At 39.1% G+C, this 18514-nt stretch carries 14 protein-coding genes and 1 pseudogene; 10 read left to right on the top strand and 5 right to left on the bottom strand.

Going from position 1 to position 18514, the window contains the following annotated elements; translation table 11 throughout:
* Position 1: 1 nt before the first annotated feature.
* The 3 genes from J2Y40_RS12800 to J2Y40_RS12810 form a co-directional block, all read right to left on the bottom strand.
* On the bottom strand, positions 2–556 hold the full coding sequence (locus J2Y40_RS12800; protein WP_153395318.1) for a LemA family protein: 555 nt from the start codon (positions 554–556) through the stop codon (positions 2–4).
* Between the two features lie 140 nt (positions 557–696).
* Positions 697–1008: an NIL domain-containing protein gene (locus tag J2Y40_RS12805; protein WP_153395320.1), complete on the bottom strand. Its 312-nt coding sequence runs from the start codon at positions 1006–1008 to the stop codon at positions 697–699.
* A gap of 505 nt (positions 1009–1513) precedes the next feature.
* Entirely contained in the window at positions 1514–2173 is a 660-nt protein-coding gene (locus J2Y40_RS12810; RefSeq protein WP_309999341.1) for a YiiX/YebB-like N1pC/P60 family cysteine hydrolase, read from the bottom strand.
* A 101-nt stretch (positions 2174–2274) separates the two neighbouring features.
* Between J2Y40_RS12810 and J2Y40_RS12815 the strand changes: the two genes are divergently transcribed.
* A complete protein-coding gene (locus tag J2Y40_RS12815; protein WP_153395324.1) occupies positions 2275–2979 on the top strand; it encodes a response regulator transcription factor in 705 nt (234 codons plus the stop codon).
* A gap of 52 nt (positions 2980–3031) precedes the next feature.
* Positions 3032–4393: a HAMP domain-containing sensor histidine kinase gene (locus J2Y40_RS12820; RefSeq protein ID WP_309999344.1), complete on the top strand. Its 1362-nt coding sequence runs from the start codon at positions 3032–3034 to the stop codon at positions 4391–4393.
* Positions 4394–4415: 22 nt separating this feature from the next.
* Here the strand turns inward: J2Y40_RS12820 and J2Y40_RS12825 are convergent, their stop codons facing one another.
* A complete protein-coding gene (locus J2Y40_RS12825) occupies positions 4416–5261 on the bottom strand; it encodes a DMT family transporter (protein WP_309999346.1) in 846 nt (281 codons plus the stop codon).
* Between the two features lie 415 nt (positions 5262–5676).
* On the opposite strand from J2Y40_RS12825, the pseudogene J2Y40_RS12830 reads away from it, so the two are divergent.
* The 4 genes and pseudogenes from J2Y40_RS12830 to J2Y40_RS12845 all read left to right on the top strand — a co-directional run.
* Positions 5677–6057: pseudogene (locus J2Y40_RS12830) on the top strand (MgtC/SapB family protein); the annotation flags it as partial.
* Between the two features lie 106 nt (positions 6058–6163).
* Positions 6164–7264 (top strand): efflux RND transporter periplasmic adaptor subunit, encoded by a 1101-nt coding sequence (locus J2Y40_RS12835; protein WP_153395332.1) that lies wholly within the window; start codon positions 6164–6166, stop codon positions 7262–7264.
* Between the two features lie 26 nt (positions 7265–7290).
* A complete protein-coding gene (locus tag J2Y40_RS12840; RefSeq protein ID WP_309999349.1) occupies positions 7291–10386 on the top strand; it encodes a CusA/CzcA family heavy metal efflux RND transporter in 3096 nt (1031 codons plus the stop codon).
* On the top strand, positions 10376–11644 hold the full coding sequence (locus tag J2Y40_RS12845) for a TolC family protein (RefSeq protein ID WP_309999351.1): 1269 nt from the start codon (positions 10376–10378) through the stop codon (positions 11642–11644). Before J2Y40_RS12840 ends, J2Y40_RS12845 begins: the two co-directional genes overlap by 11 nt.
* A 308-nt stretch (positions 11645–11952) precedes the next feature.
* On the opposite strand, the gene J2Y40_RS12850 is transcribed toward J2Y40_RS12845, so the two are convergent.
* Positions 11953–12411, bottom strand: a complete 459-nt coding sequence (locus tag J2Y40_RS12850; RefSeq protein ID WP_153395338.1) for a DUF1801 domain-containing protein — start codon at positions 12409–12411, stop codon at positions 11953–11955.
* 486 nt (positions 12412–12897) lie between these two features.
* Here J2Y40_RS12850 and J2Y40_RS12855 point away from each other — a divergent pair, with 486 nt between their 5' ends.
* The 4 genes from J2Y40_RS12855 to J2Y40_RS12870 all read left to right on the top strand — a co-directional run bounded on the left by J2Y40_RS12855 (position 12898) and on the right by J2Y40_RS12870 (position 18513).
* Entirely contained in the window at positions 12898–14103 is a 1206-nt protein-coding gene (locus J2Y40_RS12855) for a pyridoxal phosphate-dependent aminotransferase (RefSeq protein WP_153395340.1), read from the top strand.
* Between the two features lie 27 nt (positions 14104–14130).
* Positions 14131–14607 carry a hypothetical protein gene (locus tag J2Y40_RS12860; protein ID WP_153395342.1) on the top strand — a complete coding sequence of 159 codons (477 nt, stop codon included), beginning with the start codon at positions 14131–14133 and terminating at the stop codon, positions 14605–14607.
* A 4-nt stretch (positions 14608–14611) separates the two neighbouring features.
* Positions 14612–15625: a UDP-N-acetylmuramate dehydrogenase gene (gene murB, locus J2Y40_RS12865; RefSeq protein ID WP_153395344.1), complete on the top strand. Its 1014-nt coding sequence runs from the start codon at positions 14612–14614 to the stop codon at positions 15623–15625.
* 137 nt (positions 15626–15762) lie between these two features.
* Positions 15763–18513 (top strand): TonB-dependent receptor plug domain-containing protein, encoded by a 2751-nt coding sequence (locus tag J2Y40_RS12870; protein ID WP_153395346.1) that lies wholly within the window; start codon positions 15763–15765, stop codon positions 18511–18513.
* The last annotated feature ends 1 nt before the right edge of the window (position 18514 follow it).

Genomic DNA, 18514 nt, shown 5'->3' on the forward strand with positions numbered 1-18514 from the left:
CCTAGAATTTTACAGTTGGAACTTCTCTATCGGCGATATTCTGCAGCTCAAAGAACGGATATTTTTCAAATTTGTATATATTCGCAACGATATTACTTGGAAAAGATTCTACCAGCGTATTATTTTCACGAACGGTTCCGTTATAATATCTTCTTGATTTTTCAATATCATTTTCAATGGAAGTCAGTTCACTCTGAAGCTGCTGGAAATTGGCATTGGCTTTCAGATCCGGATATTGTTCTGCAACAGCGAAAAGGTTCATCATCGCCTGATTCAGATTTTTCTCTGCGGCTTCTTTTGCCTGAACAGAATCGGCTCCCACAGCCTGCGTTCTTGCCCTTGTAACACTATCAAGCGTTTCACGTTCATGGGTAGCGTATCCCTTTACAGTTTCTACAAGATTCGGAATAAGGTCGTGACGCTTTTTAAGCATAACATCAATACTGCTCCAGGCTTCCTGAACCAGATTTCTCAGTTTCACCAAACGGTTGTAAATAGAAACACCGTAAAGTAAAAATAATACGACTAATGCGGCAATAACAAAAATTGTGATCATAGATTTCATGTTTATAGAGTTTAAAAATACAGTTTTTTCCTATCATTAAGAAAAAACTAAAGGTACTTCTCCTTATCACACAAAAAGCATCCGGCAGAAAACCACCGGATACTTATGTAATTAAAACTATATGAATCTCCCTAAGAATACGTTCTGCAGAGATACTCTACCGTTGTACTCAAAAGTTTATTTTTATTCAGATAAGATTCCAACAACTGGTAATCTTCTGAACTCACATTAATATACAGCTGCACAGATCCGAAACTATATCCGTTTACATACTCTACGTTCGCAGACAAAACCCTGTGGCATATCCCAAATTGATGATAGATAACATTCATTAAATGTTCAAATTTCATTTTGCCATTTAATTCTATTTCCAGGATCAATTCTTTTTTAGGCAGGTTGATTGTATTCTGTAAAACCTGCAGGTTAGCATTGGGTAGTCTCATCACTAAAGATTTTTGTGGATTAATATTATCAGATCATAGTGCTCTTTTGCGTTAAATCTGTGACAAAAATATAAAAAAATATTAGTCTACCAAATTAGTAGACTAATATTTTTTGAAAATTTTCCGATTTTATTTCTATAGTCAACAAAATCAAAGTTTTTATTCGTGTATTGGTGGCAGATATAAATTACGTTATTTACCTATTAGCTGCATAGGTTTTGGCTAAAGCCAATGGACATTTTTTATTATTTTGGCAGACTAAAGTCCGCCTCTGTTGAATAAATTTGGCAAAATACATTAAACGATTTTTTAGGAGAGATTTTTGTTGATGTTTTTTATGATCCTCGTAGATTTTGTGGATTGAGCAGATCTATTTTTATCTCAATAAAAATCGTAGATTTTTTTAACTTATGTGAACTTCTATACTCAAAGCATTTAAACTTATTGATCTTAAGTGTTAAAATACTTTTATGCCTTTTGTAGTGAAAATTAAGAGCTATTGTTTTTATAATTCACCAATCCTAACCAGTTTTTCCGAAGCAGCCAGTCCGTTTGGATTACAGCCAGGTTCACCTTCCGGAACTTTCAGGTTTTTCTTCTGATAAAAATTTTCCCAGAATTCATTGGTTTTCCCTGTTTTCGGATCTTTAAACGTCATAGGCTCCAGTTTAAAAATATGATCATCCCTGAACGCCCGTTCAATATAATCAGAACAGTAGTAGGAATTTTCGTTCAGAATATAATCGAAATTATATGGTTTTCCCAACATAGCTTCTGCTTTTGTGAGGGCTGCGGGAATGGTTTTCTTATATTCAGGTTTCAGGCGGTAAATAATTACCCTCTGTCCGTCATCGGATTGATCTTTCAGAAAATATTTCAGTTTCTGTTTATGAGAACCTCCTTTAGGGGCGGCATGAAGAACATACCAATGTCCGTTTTCATTTTCAGCGATTCCGATATGATCAAAAGAGGCTTCTTTTTGCTTTTGGGTAACATTATTGATGGCTCCGGAAAGTCCGGTTTCTTTGGCGGTGACAAAAAGTAAATCTCCGTTTTCAAGTTGTGTTTTCTTATAAGAACTACAGTTTATGAACAGCAAAATCAATAAGAACAGACTCCCTGTACTTACAATTATGTTCTTAAAAGATAATTTCAATCCCAGCATCAGCTTATTATTTCTTCGCCAAAATTACAAAATAGAATTCATTACATTTGTTGTAAATATTGATCTGCTCTTCAATTCAACCCAACATTCCCACGATTCTTATGCCACATATTTTATTAGTAGAAGATGACGACAGACTTTCCAGACTTATCACAAAAGGGCTTCAGGAAGCTGAATTTGAAGTAAGTATGGCTTATGACGGAATGACAGGTCTAAAACTAGCATTGCAAAAGGATTTTGACCTGGTTGTAACCGATATTGTCCTTCCCAAAAAAAGCGGTCTTGAATTCTGTAATGAACTTAAGGCTTTGAAACCTGATCTTCCAGTAGTTATGCTTACCGCACTGGGCACCACGGATGACAAGCTTGAAGGGTTTGATGCCGGAGCGGATGATTATATGACCAAACCTTTTGAAATGCGTGAGCTTGTTGCAAGAATCAGAGTTCTCTTAAAGCGCTTTTCACAACAGAAATACCAAAAAGTTTCTGTACTAAAGTATGAAGGTATTGAAATGAATCTGGAACAAAAAACAGTCAGCCGGAATCAGATCCCTATAAAACTGACCCCGAAAGAGTTCAATCTCCTGAAATTTATGCTGGAAAATTCCGAAAAAGTTCTTTCTCGCGGTGAAATTGCTGAAAAGGTATGGGAAACCCACTTTGATACCGGAACGAACTTTATTGACGTATATATTAACTATCTGCGAAAGAAAATTGATAAAGATTTTGAAATTAAACTGATCCACACCAAAGCCGGTATGGGATTTATCCTGAAGAAAGATTATGAAACAGGGGTTATCTCTTAAAAAAATCTGTCATAAAATATAAACTGCAAACAGTAAACCAACCCGATCAAAGATGAAAATAAGAACCAGACTTACCCTGCTTTTTACCCTGATCACGGCGATGCTTCTGGGTATTTACAGTTTTTCTATTTATTATTCATCGAAAGATGCCCGGGAAAAATCTTTTTACGGTGAACTGCAAAATGAAGCGATTGCCAAGGCCGATCTGTTTTTCCAAAGTTCACTGCCCGAACAGGAAATGCATCAACTTTACAAAAACAACAACCGAACCCTTAATGAAGTTCAGGTGGCTATCTATGACATCAACAATCAGCTTGTTTATCATGATGATGCCAAAGTAGATTATGTAAAAGAAAATCCGGAGATGCTCTCGCATATATTCCGGAAAAACACCATCACTTTCTTCTTGGATGATCTGCAGGTCATCGGAATGGTTTATCGTTATCAGGGAAAATCATATGCTGTAACGGCTGCTGCCTATGATCAATACGGCTATGGATATCTCACCCATCTATTGACAATCAGCATTATTTCTTTCATCAGTATCTTGATCTTGATTTATCTGGCAGGAATATTTCTTTCAAAAAAGACCTTAAGCCCTCTGAGTGAAATGGTGGATCAGATTAAAAAAATTACAGCCGGAAAATTACAGTTAAGACTGAAGACCACTCAGGAAAAAGACGAGCTTAACGAGCTGGCCCAAAATTTCAACAGTATGCTGGAACGACTGGAAAATTCTTTTGATGCTCAGAAATATTTCGTATCCAATATTTCACACGAACTCAGAACCCCATTATCCGCTATTATTACCGAGCTGGAGCTGGCTGTCCAAAAAGACCAAACCAAAGAAGAACATCAGCAGACCATCAAATACGCATTGGAAGATGCCCGGAATATGGCCAAACTATCCAACAGCTTAATGGATCTCGCCAAAGCAAGCTATGATCCGAATGAAATCAGTTTTTCTGAAGTGAGACTTGATGAAGCTCTCCTAGAATCTTATACTAAAATAAGAAAGGAAAATTCTCAATACAAAGTTTTGTTGAATATTGACGATACCATCGAAGAACATCAGTTAATTATTCAAGGTAATGAATATCTTCTGCAGGTGGCTTTCAATAACCTCATCGACAATGCCTGTAAATATTCACCGGAACACACATGCTTTATCAACGTTAAAACAAATGGCGAAAAACTTCATATCAGTTTTATCAATCAGGGAATTACTATTTCTCAGGAAGATCTGGAAGCTATTTTTAAACCTTTTTACAGAAGTGAAAATTCAAAGAAAGAAAAAGGTCATGGAATCGGGCTTTTCCTTACCGAAAAAATTATTAACCTTCATCAAGCCCATATTTCCGTAACCTCCAATGCAGATGAAACGGTTTTCACCACCGTGTTTGAAACCAGTTGAATGCAACTTTTTCTTCTCCTACCTAATGCTTGGCTGCCTTACCAAAAACTGTAGTTCCTATACTCGCCGTTATAACACAGGCAATAGAAATCCATTGTAAAAAAGTTAAGTTTTCAGCCAGAAATATAAATCCTGACAGTGCTGCAAATGCGGGTTCCAGGCTCATCAGAATACTGAAAGTCTTTGCCGGAAGGTTTTTCAGCGCCATCATCTCTAAAGAAAATGGTAAGGCACTTGACAGAATGGCTACCCCCAGACCTTTTAAGAAAATCGTTGGTGTAAGATTGAAAACAGCACCATCCCATAATGTAAAAGGAATGATAATAAGACTTGCAAATAGCATTCCTGTAGTCACCGCGTCTTTTCCATCCATTATTTTAGCGACTTTTCCACCCATAACAATATAGACTGCCCAGAATAATCCTGCCAGAAAAGCCAGTCCAAGGCCTAGCAAATCAATATGATTACTCTTCCAGGGAACTATAAGCAAAATCCCTACACAGGCCAGTAATGCCCACATCACATCCAACAGCTTCCGGGACAAAGCAATGGCAAGAAATAAAGGTCCGGCAAACTCTACCGTCACGGCCAGCCCTAACGGAATCCTTTGAATAGACAAATAAAAAATAAGGTTCATCGCGGCCAGCCCTATTCCATATATTGCACAATACAGCCATTTCTGTCTGGTAAATTCTGAAAATTTAGGGCGGTTAATGATCATCAGTAAAACAGCCGAAAGTACAATTCTTAAAGTCACAGTTCCAATCGCCCCTATTGCAGGGAAAAGCTGTTTGGCAATGGAAGCTCCGCCCTGCACGCAGATAATGGCTAAAAGTGTGGCAGATATGGCTGTGTTTGTCTTCTTCATGGGTAAAATATATCTCTCTTTGAAAAATGAACCTCCGAAATTTACTGACTACTTTTCTTAAAAACATATCAGTGTCCAGAACCATTCCATATGAAATGATGATCGTTCAAAATTATTGAAAATTTAATTGTATAAATAATTTTTAATCCGAATTAGGAACAAAAACAATCAGAAGCCGGCATCATTCTTCAGCCCCGGAAACCTTTAAGATATGAAAAAAAACATTTTCCTAATGATTTTCTAATACTATTCTAAAGGTTTTCTAACTGTAAAAAAAAGATTTCATTTCTACTTTTGCGCAGTAAAAAATAAAGCATATGGACCCAGATCCTTACCGTCATTATCAATCTTTAAAGCTTTAGTTGTACCCACTTTTCCCGTACAGCTGAAAGGCTTTGTAAAAACAGGAAAAGTTATGAATACATTTGAATTTACCCTTCGTTTATTAGTTGCATTCTGCTTAGGAGCTGGCATAGGTTTCGAAAGACAGTGGCGTAAAAAAAACGCAGGTCTCCGTACCAATACCTTAGTTTGCATAGGCTCAGCAGCATTTGTATTAATTGCCGTCAGAATCGGTGGTGACGCTGCCGGGAGAATTACCTCCTATATTGTCAGCGGCGTCGGATTTCTAGGCGGCGGTGTGATTATGAAAGATGGTCTCACCGTCCGGGGTCTCAATACCGCAGCTACTTTATGGTGTTCCGCAGCTATAGGCGCTTTGTGCGCATTAGGATATTCTAAAGAGGCACTTATTACCGTTTTCTTCATTGTCTCTACGAATATATTTCTCAGACCTTCTTTATCCGGTCAGAAGAAAACCCGAAGTAAAAAACTGGTCATCATGAAGAAAAAGAACCATACAAAAGAAAAAATAAGCAACAGCACTCAATTTAATTAGCATCATGAAAAAAATAATCTTATGCAGCAGCATTCTCTTTACGATCTCCTGTAAGGACAGTCTTTCCCATAAAAATACAGATCAGGAACTCACTATCAAAAACGGGCAGATCACTGTTCCTGAGAACAACCCGGTTTTCAAAAAAATAAAAACTGAAACCGTTACGGAACAGGAACATAGCGATGGTATTGTTTCGGCAGGAACTATTCAGGCCATTCCTAATCGTTATGCGGAAATTGCCAGTCCTTTTTCCGGAAGAATTACAAAATCCTATATCCGTCTCGGTCAAAATGTTTCAGCCAACAGTCCACTTTTTGAAATTCTTTCCTCGGATTACTTTTCCGTTCAGAAAGACTATACAGATGCTTTGAATGAGGTACAGCTTGCAGAAAAAAACTACAGACGCCAGCAGGATCTGGTAAAACATGGAGTGGGTATCCAAAAAGAACTAGACGAAGCTGAAACTGATTTTAAAAATAAAAAAAACTCTCTTTCCAACGCTTCTTCTGCCCTGAAAGTATATAACAGCAAAGGCGGCGGCTTAGGAAGTCCTCTTACCGTAAGAGCTCCAATCAACGGAGAAATTATCTCCAACACTATTGTGAACGGACAATACCTGAAAAGTGACGCTGAGCCTGTCATTATTATTGCAGAACTCTCCAAAGTCTGGATTTCCGGAGATGTGAAAGAAAAAGACATTCGCTTTGTCAATACCGGAGATCATGTTTCGGTAAAAGTAAGCGCTTATCCGGGCAGGAATATTACCGGAACAGTGTATCATATCAATGAAATCGTAGACGAAAATACCCGGAGCATAAAAGTCCTCATCGAATGTGACAATCCAGACAGAAGCTTAAAACCAGGCATGTACGCCACTGTTAATTTCTCCACAACTCCGGAAAAAGCAGTGATGATTCCAGTTACTGCCTTAATGCAGAATGACCGTTCACAATATGTATGGGTAAAAACAGGTAAAAATCAATTTACCAAACGTTCCGTTACGACAGGGGAAACTGATCAGAAAACCACGAGAGTGATCTCAGGCCTGAAAGCAGGTGAAACCATCATGACCGAAGGCGCAATCTATATGCTGGATGCAAAATAATGTGAAACCCTACGAAATCAAGAACAATGAAGAAATTACTTACAATCTCTATGCAGAAAAGATGGCTGATGCTAGCCCTCTTCCTTTTACTCGGGTTCTTCGGTTACTATTCCTGGACCAGATTATCGGTGGAAGCTTACCCTGATATCGCCGACGTTACTTCACAAGTGGTCACTCAGGTTCCGGGATTGGCTGCTGAAGAAGTGGAACAGCAAATCACCATACCTTTGGAGCGTTCTCTTAACGGACTTCCGGGAATGCATGTGATGCGAAGCAAAAGTACATTTGGACTATCCATCATTACAATGGTTTTTGATGATGGGATTGATGACTATTGGGCAAGACAGCGCATCCAGGAGAGATTATCGGATGTAACACTTCCTTATGATGCCCAGCCGGGGCTCGACCCTCTTACTTCTCCTATCGGCGAAGTCTATCGATATATTATCGAAAGCAACAATCACAGTCTCCGGGAATTAACCGATTTACAGAAATTCGTGATTATTCCACGTATCAAGCAGGTTTCCGGAATTGCAGATGTCACCAACTTTGGTGGGATTACGACTCAGTTTCAGATTGAAGTGGATCCCCATAAACTCGAACAGTACGGGCTCTCTTTATCTGAAGTTACAGAGACCATCTCCAAAAACAATGTCAGTGCCGGAGGAAGTATGCTTCCCCGCGGAAATCTGGCCTATGTCATCCGGGGGATAGGTCTTGTCAAGGATTTAAATGATCTTGGTAAAATTGTGGTAAAAACCGAAAATGGCGTTCCTGTCTTTCTCAACGATGTAGGAACATTAAAATACGGAAACCTGGAAAGAAAAGGCATTCTCGGTTATACCGACAGAAAGAGAAACTATTCCGAAAGTGTAGAAGGTATTGTACTTTTATTAAGAGGACAAAACCCGTCACAAGTTCTGGAAGGAGTACATCTAGCGGTAGACGAATTAAATAATGAAATTCTTCCGGCAGGGGTAAAAATTCATCCTTTTTTAGACAGAACTGATCTTGTAGAAACAACCCTTCATACCGTTTCCCATACCCTTACCGAAGGAATTGTATTGGTCATCATCGTACTGATTGTATTCCTGGGAAGCTGGAGAGGGGCATTGCTGGTCGCTATTACGATTCCTATTTCTCTGTTGTTTGCTTTTATTCTGATGCATTTCACCAATATTCCTGCCAATCTTCTTTCCCTCGGAGCTATTGATTTTGGAATTATTGTAGACGGAGCCATCGTGATGCTGGAAACCATCCTGAAAAAAAGAGAAGAAAACCAGCAAGAATCATTGGAAGAAAAAAGCATTACCCAAAGGGTGATTGAAGTCGCTAAACCTATTTTCTTTTCCACCATCATTATTATTACCGCCTATCTTCCGCTGTTTGCCTTTGAAAGAGTAGAGAAAAAACTATTTACTCCAATGGCTTTCACCATAGGTTATGCCCTTTTGGGAGCGCTTGCAGTCGCATTACTTTTAATTCCGGGACTGGCCTATGTTATTTACCGTAAACCAAGAAAAATATACCATAACAGATGGCTGGAAAAAATAGCTGCTGCCTATGGAAACAGAATAGATCACATTATGCTTACACCCAAAAAAGTGATTTTGCCAATAAGCATTGTTCTGCTGTCCGCAGGAATTCTTTCTTATACTGTGGGAAAAGATTTTCTTCCTGAGCTGGATGAAGGTTCCATATGGCTGCAGGTACAGCTTCCTCCCGGTATTTCTTTAGTCAAATCAAAGGAAATGAGCGATACACTGCGTGCAAGAACCCTGAAGCATCCGGAGATTACGTATATGATGATTCAGGCAGGACGTAATGATGATGGAACAGACCCGTGGACAGCTTCCCATTTTGAAGTTTCCATCGGCATAAAGCCATACAGTGAGTGGCCTTCCGGAAAAACAAAAGCAGACCTGATTAAAGAACTGGCTGAAGATTATAAAGAAATACCCGGATTCACCGTAGGGTTCTCACAGCCGATGATTGACGGGGTCATGGATAAAATATCAGGAGCTCACAGCGAGCTGGTCGTAAAAGTATATGGTGAAGACTTCAAAGAAACCAGAAGAATTGCCGAAAATGTGCTATCCACCTTAAATAAAGTTCCTGGTTCTGCCGATCTGGCCATTGATCAGGAGCCTCCACTCCCCCAGTTACAAATCATTGCCGACCGGGATAAGATCGCACAATATGGATTGAATGTAGCGGATGTGGCAGACCTCATCGAAGTAGCTTTAGGTGGAAAAGCGATCTCCCAGATCTTTATCGGTAATAAAGTCTATGACATTTCCTGCAGATATACTGAAGACAGCCGTGATACTCCTGATAAAATCGGAAACCTGATGCTGACCTCAGCTTCCGGAGCAAAAATTCCGTTATCTCAGGTAGCAGAAGTAAAATTAAGTACCGGAGAAAGCACCATTACCCGGGAAATGAATAAGCGGCATCTTACCGTAAAGCTCAATTTAAGGGGAACCGATCTTTCTTCCTTCCTGAAAAAAGCTCAGGATAAGATTGAAAAAGACATTCAATATAATCATGATAAATACCAGATCAAATGGGGAGGACAATTTGAAAACCAGAACAGGGCTTATTCAAGACTCGCCTTTATTGTTCCTTTGGCACTGGCTATTATGTTTCTGTTGCTGTATGGTGCATTTGGGGATTTCAGACAGGCCTTGGTACTGATGTCGATTGTTCCTTTAGCTTTATTCGGGGGAATGCTGGCACTTAATATAAGGGGAATGTCTCTGAACGTGTCTTCTGCGGTAGGGTTTATCGCATTATTTGGGGTTGCCATCCAAAATGGGGTGATCATGATTTCTCACATTAACGATCTCCGTAAGAAAGGATATGCTCTGAAGCTCGCGGTAACTCAGGGAGCAAAAGACCGTTTCAGACCAGTATTAATGACCGCTACTGTTGCAGTCATTGGATTATTCCCCGCATCAATGGCTACAGGTATTGGCTCGGATGTGCAGCGTCCTCTGGCTACCGTAATCGTTTACGGATTGATGTTTTCTACTATTTTAACCCTCTTCGTGCTGCCTGCTATTTATTTTATGGCTGAACGCAGCAATGAAAAACAAAATCTGACATCACATGAAAATTAGAACTCATTTTATCATACTATCTCTCGCATTATCTAACATAGCAGGGATGGTAAAGGCGCAGGAAAAAGAACTTTTACGTTTCGATGAATTTCTGGGACTTGTCGGAAAGAGAAATCTGAGCTATGCCGCTCAAAAATACAATGTAAGTATAACTGAGGCTTCTGTTCAAACTGCGGGGATGTTTCCGGATCCTCAACTGGAAGCAGAAACAGTCAATAACGGAGTGAATAAAAACATGGGTTATGTTTATGGGACATCCATTGGTTGGACCCTGGAACTGGGAGGTAAAAGAAAAGCGCGAATAAACCTCGCCAAAAATCAGTCAGAGCTGAGTAAAATACAGTTACAGGATTTTTTCCGAAATCTCCGGGCAGATGCCACTTTAGGATATATTGAAGCGCTGAAGTCTAAGGCTTTGCTCGAAGTACAGCAGGATTCTTATGAGAATATTTTGCAGCTGGCCAAGTCTGACAGTATCCGGTTCCGACTGGGAACCATATCACTGATTACTTCAAAGCAAAGTAAGTTAGAAGCAGCCTCTTTGCTCAACGAAGTGTATCAGGCTGAAAGTTCCGAACAGCAGGCGTTGACAGGCTTATCTGTATTTCTTAGTGATAATGCAGTAACAGAAAGAGAAGTTTCCGGGGACTTTAATGCTTTCAACAGAAATTTCAGTGTTGACGACCTTTTGATCAAAGCATTGAATGAAAGAGCTGATTTACTGGCTGCCAGACAAAATACCCAGGTGGCCAAAAGCCAGATAAGCCTTGAAAAAGCCAACCGTAAAATAGATCTGGGCATTAACGCCGGTGCAGAACATCACACCGAAGCGACGAATGAAATTGCACCTTCTCCCACAGTCAATGCGGTAAAACTAGGCCTTAGTATTCCCTTAAAATTTTCCAACAGAAGAAATGCAGGATTAAAAATTGCTGAAATGGTCCATTCTCAGGCAGAGGTTGAATATCAGCAGATTGAACAGGAAATACGGACAGAAGTCATACAGGCTTATCAACAGTATATGGCTACTCAAAAACAACTGAAACAATTCCACAACGGAATGCTTACTGAAGCCAAAAGTATTCTGGATGGTATTACCTACAGCTATAAAAGAGGGGAAAGTTCCATCCTGGAAGTCCTTAACGCCCAAAGAACCTACAACGGAATAAGAAAAGATTATTATCAGGCGCTTACAGATAACGCCGTCGCCCTGATAGAACTGGAACGGAAAGCCGGAATCTGGGACATTGATTTCTAAAAACACAGATCAAAAAAAGTTCTGAAACATATTGCTTCAGAACTTTTAAAGTTTGTTTAAAATTATCCTGAATTCGGGTGAAGGAGTTTAAATATAAAAGGCTGGAAGATGGAGGAAGAAGGCTGGAAGTTACTTTTAGTTATAGATACTGAAAAAAACCTGTAAAATCAAATTAGCTAAAAAAGAGGGCAAATTATTATTGATGGCCTTCAGAACCTCTCTCTTCCAGCTCCCAGCTTCCAAGCTCTGTTTTTATTCCGAACTGAGGTTAAAATTAAGATCCTTTTCTTTGAGGATATATCCGGGAATTATTTTTTTTTCAACCGGTCTTCATAAATACCAATCCATTCTTTCACCGTCATTTTTTTACTAACCTCAGCAATCAGTTCAAACGGAATATCATCCATTTTTTTGAACCGTACACAGGATTTCCCCATATCCAGTTTTCTTTTGGAATATTTAGGATATTCAGCGACAAACCAGTTCAGAAGTTCAGGTTCGGCATAGATTCCCATATGATAAAACGCGATAAAATTTTTCTGAGAGGCCAATCCCATAAAAGGTAAAGGTGCCCCGGGTGTACAGTGGTAACCCTCGGGATACGTTTCAAGAGGAACATCCCATCCTACCATCCCATAGCTAACACCTTCTTTAAATCCTTCCGGAAGATTGTCACTGATGGTATCGAATAATTTTCGGAAGACTTCCTGTCTTTCTTCAGGAATCTTTGAGATATAATCTTCTACGGAGCTGGCGGCGATCTGCATATTCAGTTTGTTTTTTTAGTTCCTCTAAAATAATAAAATTTATATTCTGATCTGAAAAATGATTCACAAAAAAGCAGCAGTACATTACATACTGCCACCAGACATTATTTACATTAAAAAAACTTATTTTTTGACTGCTTTTACAGCAGATTGAAACATGTTTCTGAATACATAACAGCAAAATATAATCCTGAATTCAACGCTTTCACAGCAGGTTAACTGCCTGCCTTTTCAAAAAAATATCAGAATAATTTGATTTTTACATTTTATATCAGCACTGTAAATTAAGAAAAAAATTTAACATAAAGTCAAAATAATTGAAATACAATTATTTATTTCATAATAAAATTCTCATATCTCCATTAAAAAAGCACAACAAGAGTTCTATTAAAGGAAAGAAGAATAAACTGATACAGCAGGTCACCACCTCTTAATTTTATTATTGAGAAATTAAATCCTATTTTTGTCATACAAATTTTTTGAACAATGCCGAATATTTCAAACAGAGCACAGCATATGCCGCCATCGCCGGTAAGAAAACTGGTTCCTTTTGCGTTAAGAGCTAAGCAGCAGGGAACTAAAGTCTATCACCTTAATATCGGGCAGCCTGATATTGAAACTCCGGAAACAGCCTTAAATGCTTTAAAGAATATTGATCTTAAAGTATTGGAATATGCGCTTTCTGAAGGTAATTTAGAATACAGAAAAGCCCTTACCGATTATTATCATACCTTAGGTTTTGAAGACCTTACACCTGATAATTTCATTGTAACCAACGGTGGTTCGGAGGCGCTTAACTTTGCTATTTCTACTTTATGTGATGACGGTGACGAAGTGATCATTCCTGAACCTTATTATGCCAACTATAACGGTTTCACCAGCACATTCAACGTGAATGTAGTAGCAGTACCGTCTACCATTGATACAGGTTTTGCTCTTCCTCCGATCGAAGAATTTGAAAAAAAGATTACTGAAAGAACAAGAGCCATCGTTATCTGTAATCCGGGTAACCCTACAGGATATCTGTATACCCGTGAAGAACTTCAGAAACTGGCGGAAATTGCTTTGAAATATGACATCGTTGTGATCTCTGACGAAGTATACAGAGAATATGTTTACGATGGAAAACAGCAGATTTCAATTCTTGATTTCCCTGAACTGAGTGAAAACTGTATCGTGATTGACTCTGAATCCAAGCGTTATTCTATGTGCGGGGTAAGAATTGGATGCATGGTAACCCGTTCTAAAAAAATACATGATGCCGCGATGCTTTTTGCACAGGCAAGATTAAGCCCGGTACTTCTGGGACAGATCGCAGCTACTGCAGCCCATCAGAATGACGGCGCTTACATCCGTTCCGTAAGGGAAGAATATACCCACAGAAGAAATATTCTGGTAGACCTTCTGAATGCTATTCCGGGAGTAATCTGCCCTAAGCCGAGAGGTGCTTTCTATTGTGTTGCTGAACTTCCGGTAGATGATACTGAAAAATTCGCGCAATGGCTTCTTGAAAAATACACCAACAAAGGTGAAACCATCATGGTAGCACCTGCAGGAGGATTCTACAGCGATCCTGAATTAGGTAAAAAGCAGGTAAGAATTGCTTATGTACTAAAAGAAGAAGATCTGAAGAGAAGTGCAGAAATCCTGAAAGATTCCTTAACTCAATACAGAAAGGAATTCAATCTATAAACCTATTTACAATATACAATACCGGCAATGAAAAATACGAGTCTGAACATCTTCTTCTCATGTCTTTTATTGCCGGTATTTTTTTCCTGTGATAAGAAGGTTCCTGAAAAGAAAACAGCAGTCCATCGTCCAGACGATATTGTTTTCATCAGTATGTCTCATATCGGTGGACATTTGGGCAACTACAACATTATAAAAGTGACCAGAGATTCTGTAAAAGCAGAACAAGGAATGACAGCCAACCAGACCCATAAGGAATGGAGCACTCCCATTCAGGCAGATACCTGGAAAAAGCTGACCGCTTCCATCAATGTGAAAGATCTGGATTATATCAAAAGTTCTCCAAGCCAACAGTCTGTGGACGGCATTGATGAAACCTTTCAGATCCGTACCCCGAAAAAATCCCATATTTATGTTAATTCTTTTGCAGATACAGTTCATTACAAACAGTTTCAGCAGCTGAAAGAACAATTAAATACCATTCTTCCTAAAGAATATCAATAAAAACATGCAAGAAAATTTTTCCTTAAAGCCTTACAATACTTTCGGCGTTGAAGCCAAAGCTCAATACTTTACAGAGATCACCAATCTTGAAGAACTGAAAGAAGCGATTACTTTTTCAAAAAAACACAATCTGAAACTTTTGTTTTTGGGTGGAGGAAGCAATATTCTGCTGACCAAAGACTTTGATGGTCTTGCCGTAAAAATTAGTTTAAAGGGAATTTCAGAAGAAGCCCTGAATGAAAATGAAGTTCTGGTAACGGCAAAAGCAGGAGAAAACTGGCATGAATTTGTGATGTACTGTCTGGAAAAAAATTACGGCGGACTGGAAAACCTTTCCCTGATTCCGGGAAACGTAGGAACCTCACCGATGCAGAATATCGGAGCTTACGGTACGGAAATAAAGGATGTATTTGTAAGCTGTAAAGTTTTGGATCTTGAAAACCTGGAAGTAAAAACCTTTGATCTTGAAGAGTGCAGATTCGGATATAGGGATTCTATTTTTAAGCAGGAAGGAAAAGGAAAATATGTTATCCTGGAGGTTACTTTTAAATTAACCATCAAAGAACATCATCTTAAGACGGAATACGGAGCTATCCGGTCTGAACTGGAACGTGAAGGAGTAGGAAACCCTACGATTCAGGACATATCCAGAGCGGTAATTCATATCAGACAAAGCAAACTTCCTGATCCGAAAGAAACAGGTAACGCAGGAAGCTTCTTTAAAAATCCAACAATTCCCCTTTCTCAGTTTGAAGAGCTGAAACAGAAATTCGAAAATATCCAAGGGTATCCGAACGGTGATGTGGTAAAAGTACCCGCCGGATGGCTGATTGAGCAATGCGGATGGAAAGGAAAACAGATAGGCAATGCCGCTTCTCACAAACTTCAGTCACTGGTGATTATCAACGCGACAGGAAATGCTTCGGGAAAAGAAATTTTTGATTTTTCCGGTGAGATCATCCATTCTGTGAAAGAAAAATTTGGTATAGAACTCGAACGGGAGGTGAATATTATATAACAACATCTGGATATTATATAAAATTTTACAGTCTACATTTCTGACTTTTGTCAATTATTTTAATTTATTCTAAATAAATTTTCTTCGCATTGGTATATTTTATACTTTTGCGCTCTGCTTATTTAGAATAAATAAAAATGGGAAGATTTTTACCTTTTGCTTTCTTTTTCGTATTAAGCTCACCGCTTATCTATGCTCAAAGTGAAAAACAGCAACTGAACATTACCGTTTTCAATGAAAATAATAAAGAACTTAACGGAGCCTCAGTTACAGTAGATGGTATTTCTGCTACCACAGACAAAAACGGAACGGCTTCTGTGTCAGTCTCAGATGGTAAACATCATATAAGGATCATTCATTCCGATTACCAGGAAAAGGAACTCAGCGTTACAATTACTTCAGGACAGAATATTACAGTACAGCTTTTACCTGTTAACAAACTGGAAGAAGTAGTGGTATTTTCCAAGGAAGGAAAAGGTCTTACCACAAAGTCTATCATTAACAGACAGGCTATGGAGCATCTTCAGCCATCGAGTTTCAGTGACCTGATGGAGCTTCTTCCCGGAGGGCTGGCAAAAACACCCACCCTAAATGTTACCAACAGGGCTACACTCCGCGAAAATACAAGCGGTTACTCAGGAAGTGAATACAAAACCTCATCTTTAGGCATTCAGTTTATGATTGATGACAACATCATCAATTCCAATGCAGACATGCAGGTTTCTGTGGATACCCAGCAGTTCGGCAAAGCCGGGGAATATCGTGAAACGGCTTATTCCGGGATAGATATGAGAACCATTTCTACCAATGACATCGAAAAAGTAGAGGTTATCCGGGGAATTCCTTCTGCGGCATATGGGGATCTTACTTCAGGATTAATCAAAATAGAACGTAAGATAGGCAGCTCTCCCCTTCAGGCCAGATTCAAGGCAGACGGATTCAGCAAGCAGTATTATGTAGGAAAAGGATTTAAGATCACGGACAACTGGCAATTAAGCGCCAGTGCAGATTTCCTGGATTCCAAGTCTGATCCAACGGACGAGTTTGAGAACTATCAGCGTATCACAGCTTCCATTCGTTCAAAAAAAACATCTACCCTTTGGTCAAGGCCTTTGGAATGGAGATCCAACATTGATTTTTCTTCCAATATTGATCATAAAAAATATGATCCGGATAACGGATATCCTTCAACGGATAAGTTTGAATCCAATAATCAGAAGATCAGCCTTACCAATAATTTTATCTATCAGCTGGATAAAAATGCTTTCTTCAATAAATTAACTCTGAACACGGCTATCCGCCAGGGGTTTGAAAAGATCGAGCAGAGAAAACTGATTCAGCTTTCCGGTCCGAGATCATTCTCATTAGCTACAGAACAGGGTGAAAACGTGGGATATTTTCCTGATTTGCGTTACATAACTGAATTTTCTACAGAAGGAAAACCGTTGGACATTACTGCTTTCTTCCAGGCAAACGGTACTAAAAAAACGGTGGGAATTACCCATCAGTACGAAGCCGGTCTGGATTGGAGATATTCAAAAAACAACGGAAGAGGACTTGTTTATGATATGAAAACTCCTCCGTCTGCAAATTCAGGAATAGAAAGACCCAGACCTTATAACGATATTCCGGCTTCAAGCCTGTTATCTGCTTTTGTAGGAGATCAGATGAGCTATTCCTTAGACCGTCATAAATTCACTTTATACGCAGGGTTGAGATTTTCAAAAAACATGGGCATCGATCCTTCTTTTGCCATCAGCAAAAAAGTTTTCACAGAACCCAGACTGAATTTCCAGTACAGCCTGCCTCACCTTACCATCAACAATTATCCTTTGAAAACGGATATTACATTGGGTTACGGACAGTTCTACAAACGTCCTACCATGATGATGCTCTATCCCAACAAAGAGTATTGGGACTATACACAGCTGAATTATTACCACAATGATTCGCAGTACCGCTATGTGAACTTCATGACATATGTACAGTCAAGAGAGAACAAAGACCTGGAAGCGGCAAAAAGTGTAAAAAAGGAAATCAGACTTGATCTGAGCTACAGAAACCATGATTTCTTTATGGCCTACTTTAAGGAAGATATGGACAATGGTTTCCGTAAAATGAAACACACTGCTGTACATACTTACAAACAATATGATGCGACGCAGGTGGATCTTTCCCAATGGGCCAACGGGCCGGATCTTACCAACGTACCTTATGAGCAGAAAAGCATCTTCGGGGAATATTTTGTGGATGAGAACGGAAGCCAGATTGTAAAGCAGGGAATTGAATTCGGATATACTTCACCAAGAATTAAGGCCATCAATACTAGGTTTACCCTTACCGGAGCCTGGTTTAAATCCCAATACAGAAATTCCGTTCCGCTTACTTTCAAACCTAATGCTTCCATTGGACTGGGCCCATTCCCTTATTATGGAATTTATAAAAATGATGACGGTTATAATAATTCCAATATCAACTATAATCTTTTAATAGATACTTACCTGCCAAGCCTGGATCTGATTGTTTCCGCTTCTTTACAGGGAAGTATTTATGATCACAGCAGAAATGACCGGAGAATTGCAGAACCTATCGCCTATTACGGAATGGACGGTGTAGTTCATCCTTTCACCGATGCAGACAGAACAGATATCTATAAACAATGGCTGGTAAGAAATGTCTCGGTTACCGATAACATGGACAAACTGATGACGTTTACCATCACAGGAAATATAAAGGTGACCAAAAGTATTTATAAAGCTTTAAGGACTTCATTATTTGTCAACAGGCTCTTCAACTACAGCTCGCCTTATGTTTTCAACAATGTAACGGTTTACAGAAAAGGAGCCAATACCCCGTATTTCGGGATGGAACTGAACTACAATTTTTAAT

This window comes from Chryseobacterium sp. 2987, assembly GCF_031456375.1.
Lineage (GTDB): Bacteria > Bacteroidota > Bacteroidia > Flavobacteriales > Weeksellaceae > Chryseobacterium > Chryseobacterium vaccae.

Coding starts and splice junctions, on each gene's coding strand:
- J2Y40_RS12800 (WP_153395318.1), bottom strand. CDS start 556: ATGATCACAATTTTTGTTATTGCCGCATTAGTCGTATTATTTTTACTT.
- J2Y40_RS12805 (WP_153395320.1), bottom strand. CDS start 1,008: ATGAGACTACCCAATGCTAACCTGCAGGTTTTACAGAATACAATCAAC.
- J2Y40_RS12810 (WP_309999341.1), bottom strand. CDS start 2,173: ATGCTGGGATTGAAATTATCTTTTAAGAACATAATTGTAAGTACAGGG.
- J2Y40_RS12815 (WP_153395324.1), top strand. CDS start 2,275: ATGCCACATATTTTATTAGTAGAAGATGACGACAGACTTTCCAGACTT.
- J2Y40_RS12820 (WP_309999344.1), top strand. CDS start 3,032: ATGAAAATAAGAACCAGACTTACCCTGCTTTTTACCCTGATCACGGCG.
- J2Y40_RS12825 (WP_309999346.1), bottom strand. CDS start 5,261: ATGAAGAAGACAAACACAGCCATATCTGCCACACTTTTAGCCATTATC.
- J2Y40_RS12835 (WP_153395332.1), top strand. CDS start 6,164: ATGAAAAAAATAATCTTATGCAGCAGCATTCTCTTTACGATCTCCTGT.
- J2Y40_RS12840 (WP_309999349.1), top strand. CDS start 7,291: ATGAAGAAATTACTTACAATCTCTATGCAGAAAAGATGGCTGATGCTA.
- J2Y40_RS12845 (WP_309999351.1), top strand. CDS start 10,376: ATGAAAATTAGAACTCATTTTATCATACTATCTCTCGCATTATCTAAC.
- J2Y40_RS12850 (WP_153395338.1), bottom strand. CDS start 12,411: ATGCAGATCGCCGCCAGCTCCGTAGAAGATTATATCTCAAAGATTCCT.
- J2Y40_RS12855 (WP_153395340.1), top strand. CDS start 12,898: ATGCCGAATATTTCAAACAGAGCACAGCATATGCCGCCATCGCCGGTA.
- J2Y40_RS12860 (WP_153395342.1), top strand. CDS start 14,131: ATGAAAAATACGAGTCTGAACATCTTCTTCTCATGTCTTTTATTGCCG.
- murB (WP_153395344.1), top strand. CDS start 14,612: ATGCAAGAAAATTTTTCCTTAAAGCCTTACAATACTTTCGGCGTTGAA.
- J2Y40_RS12870 (WP_153395346.1), top strand. CDS start 15,763: ATGGGAAGATTTTTACCTTTTGCTTTCTTTTTCGTATTAAGCTCACCG.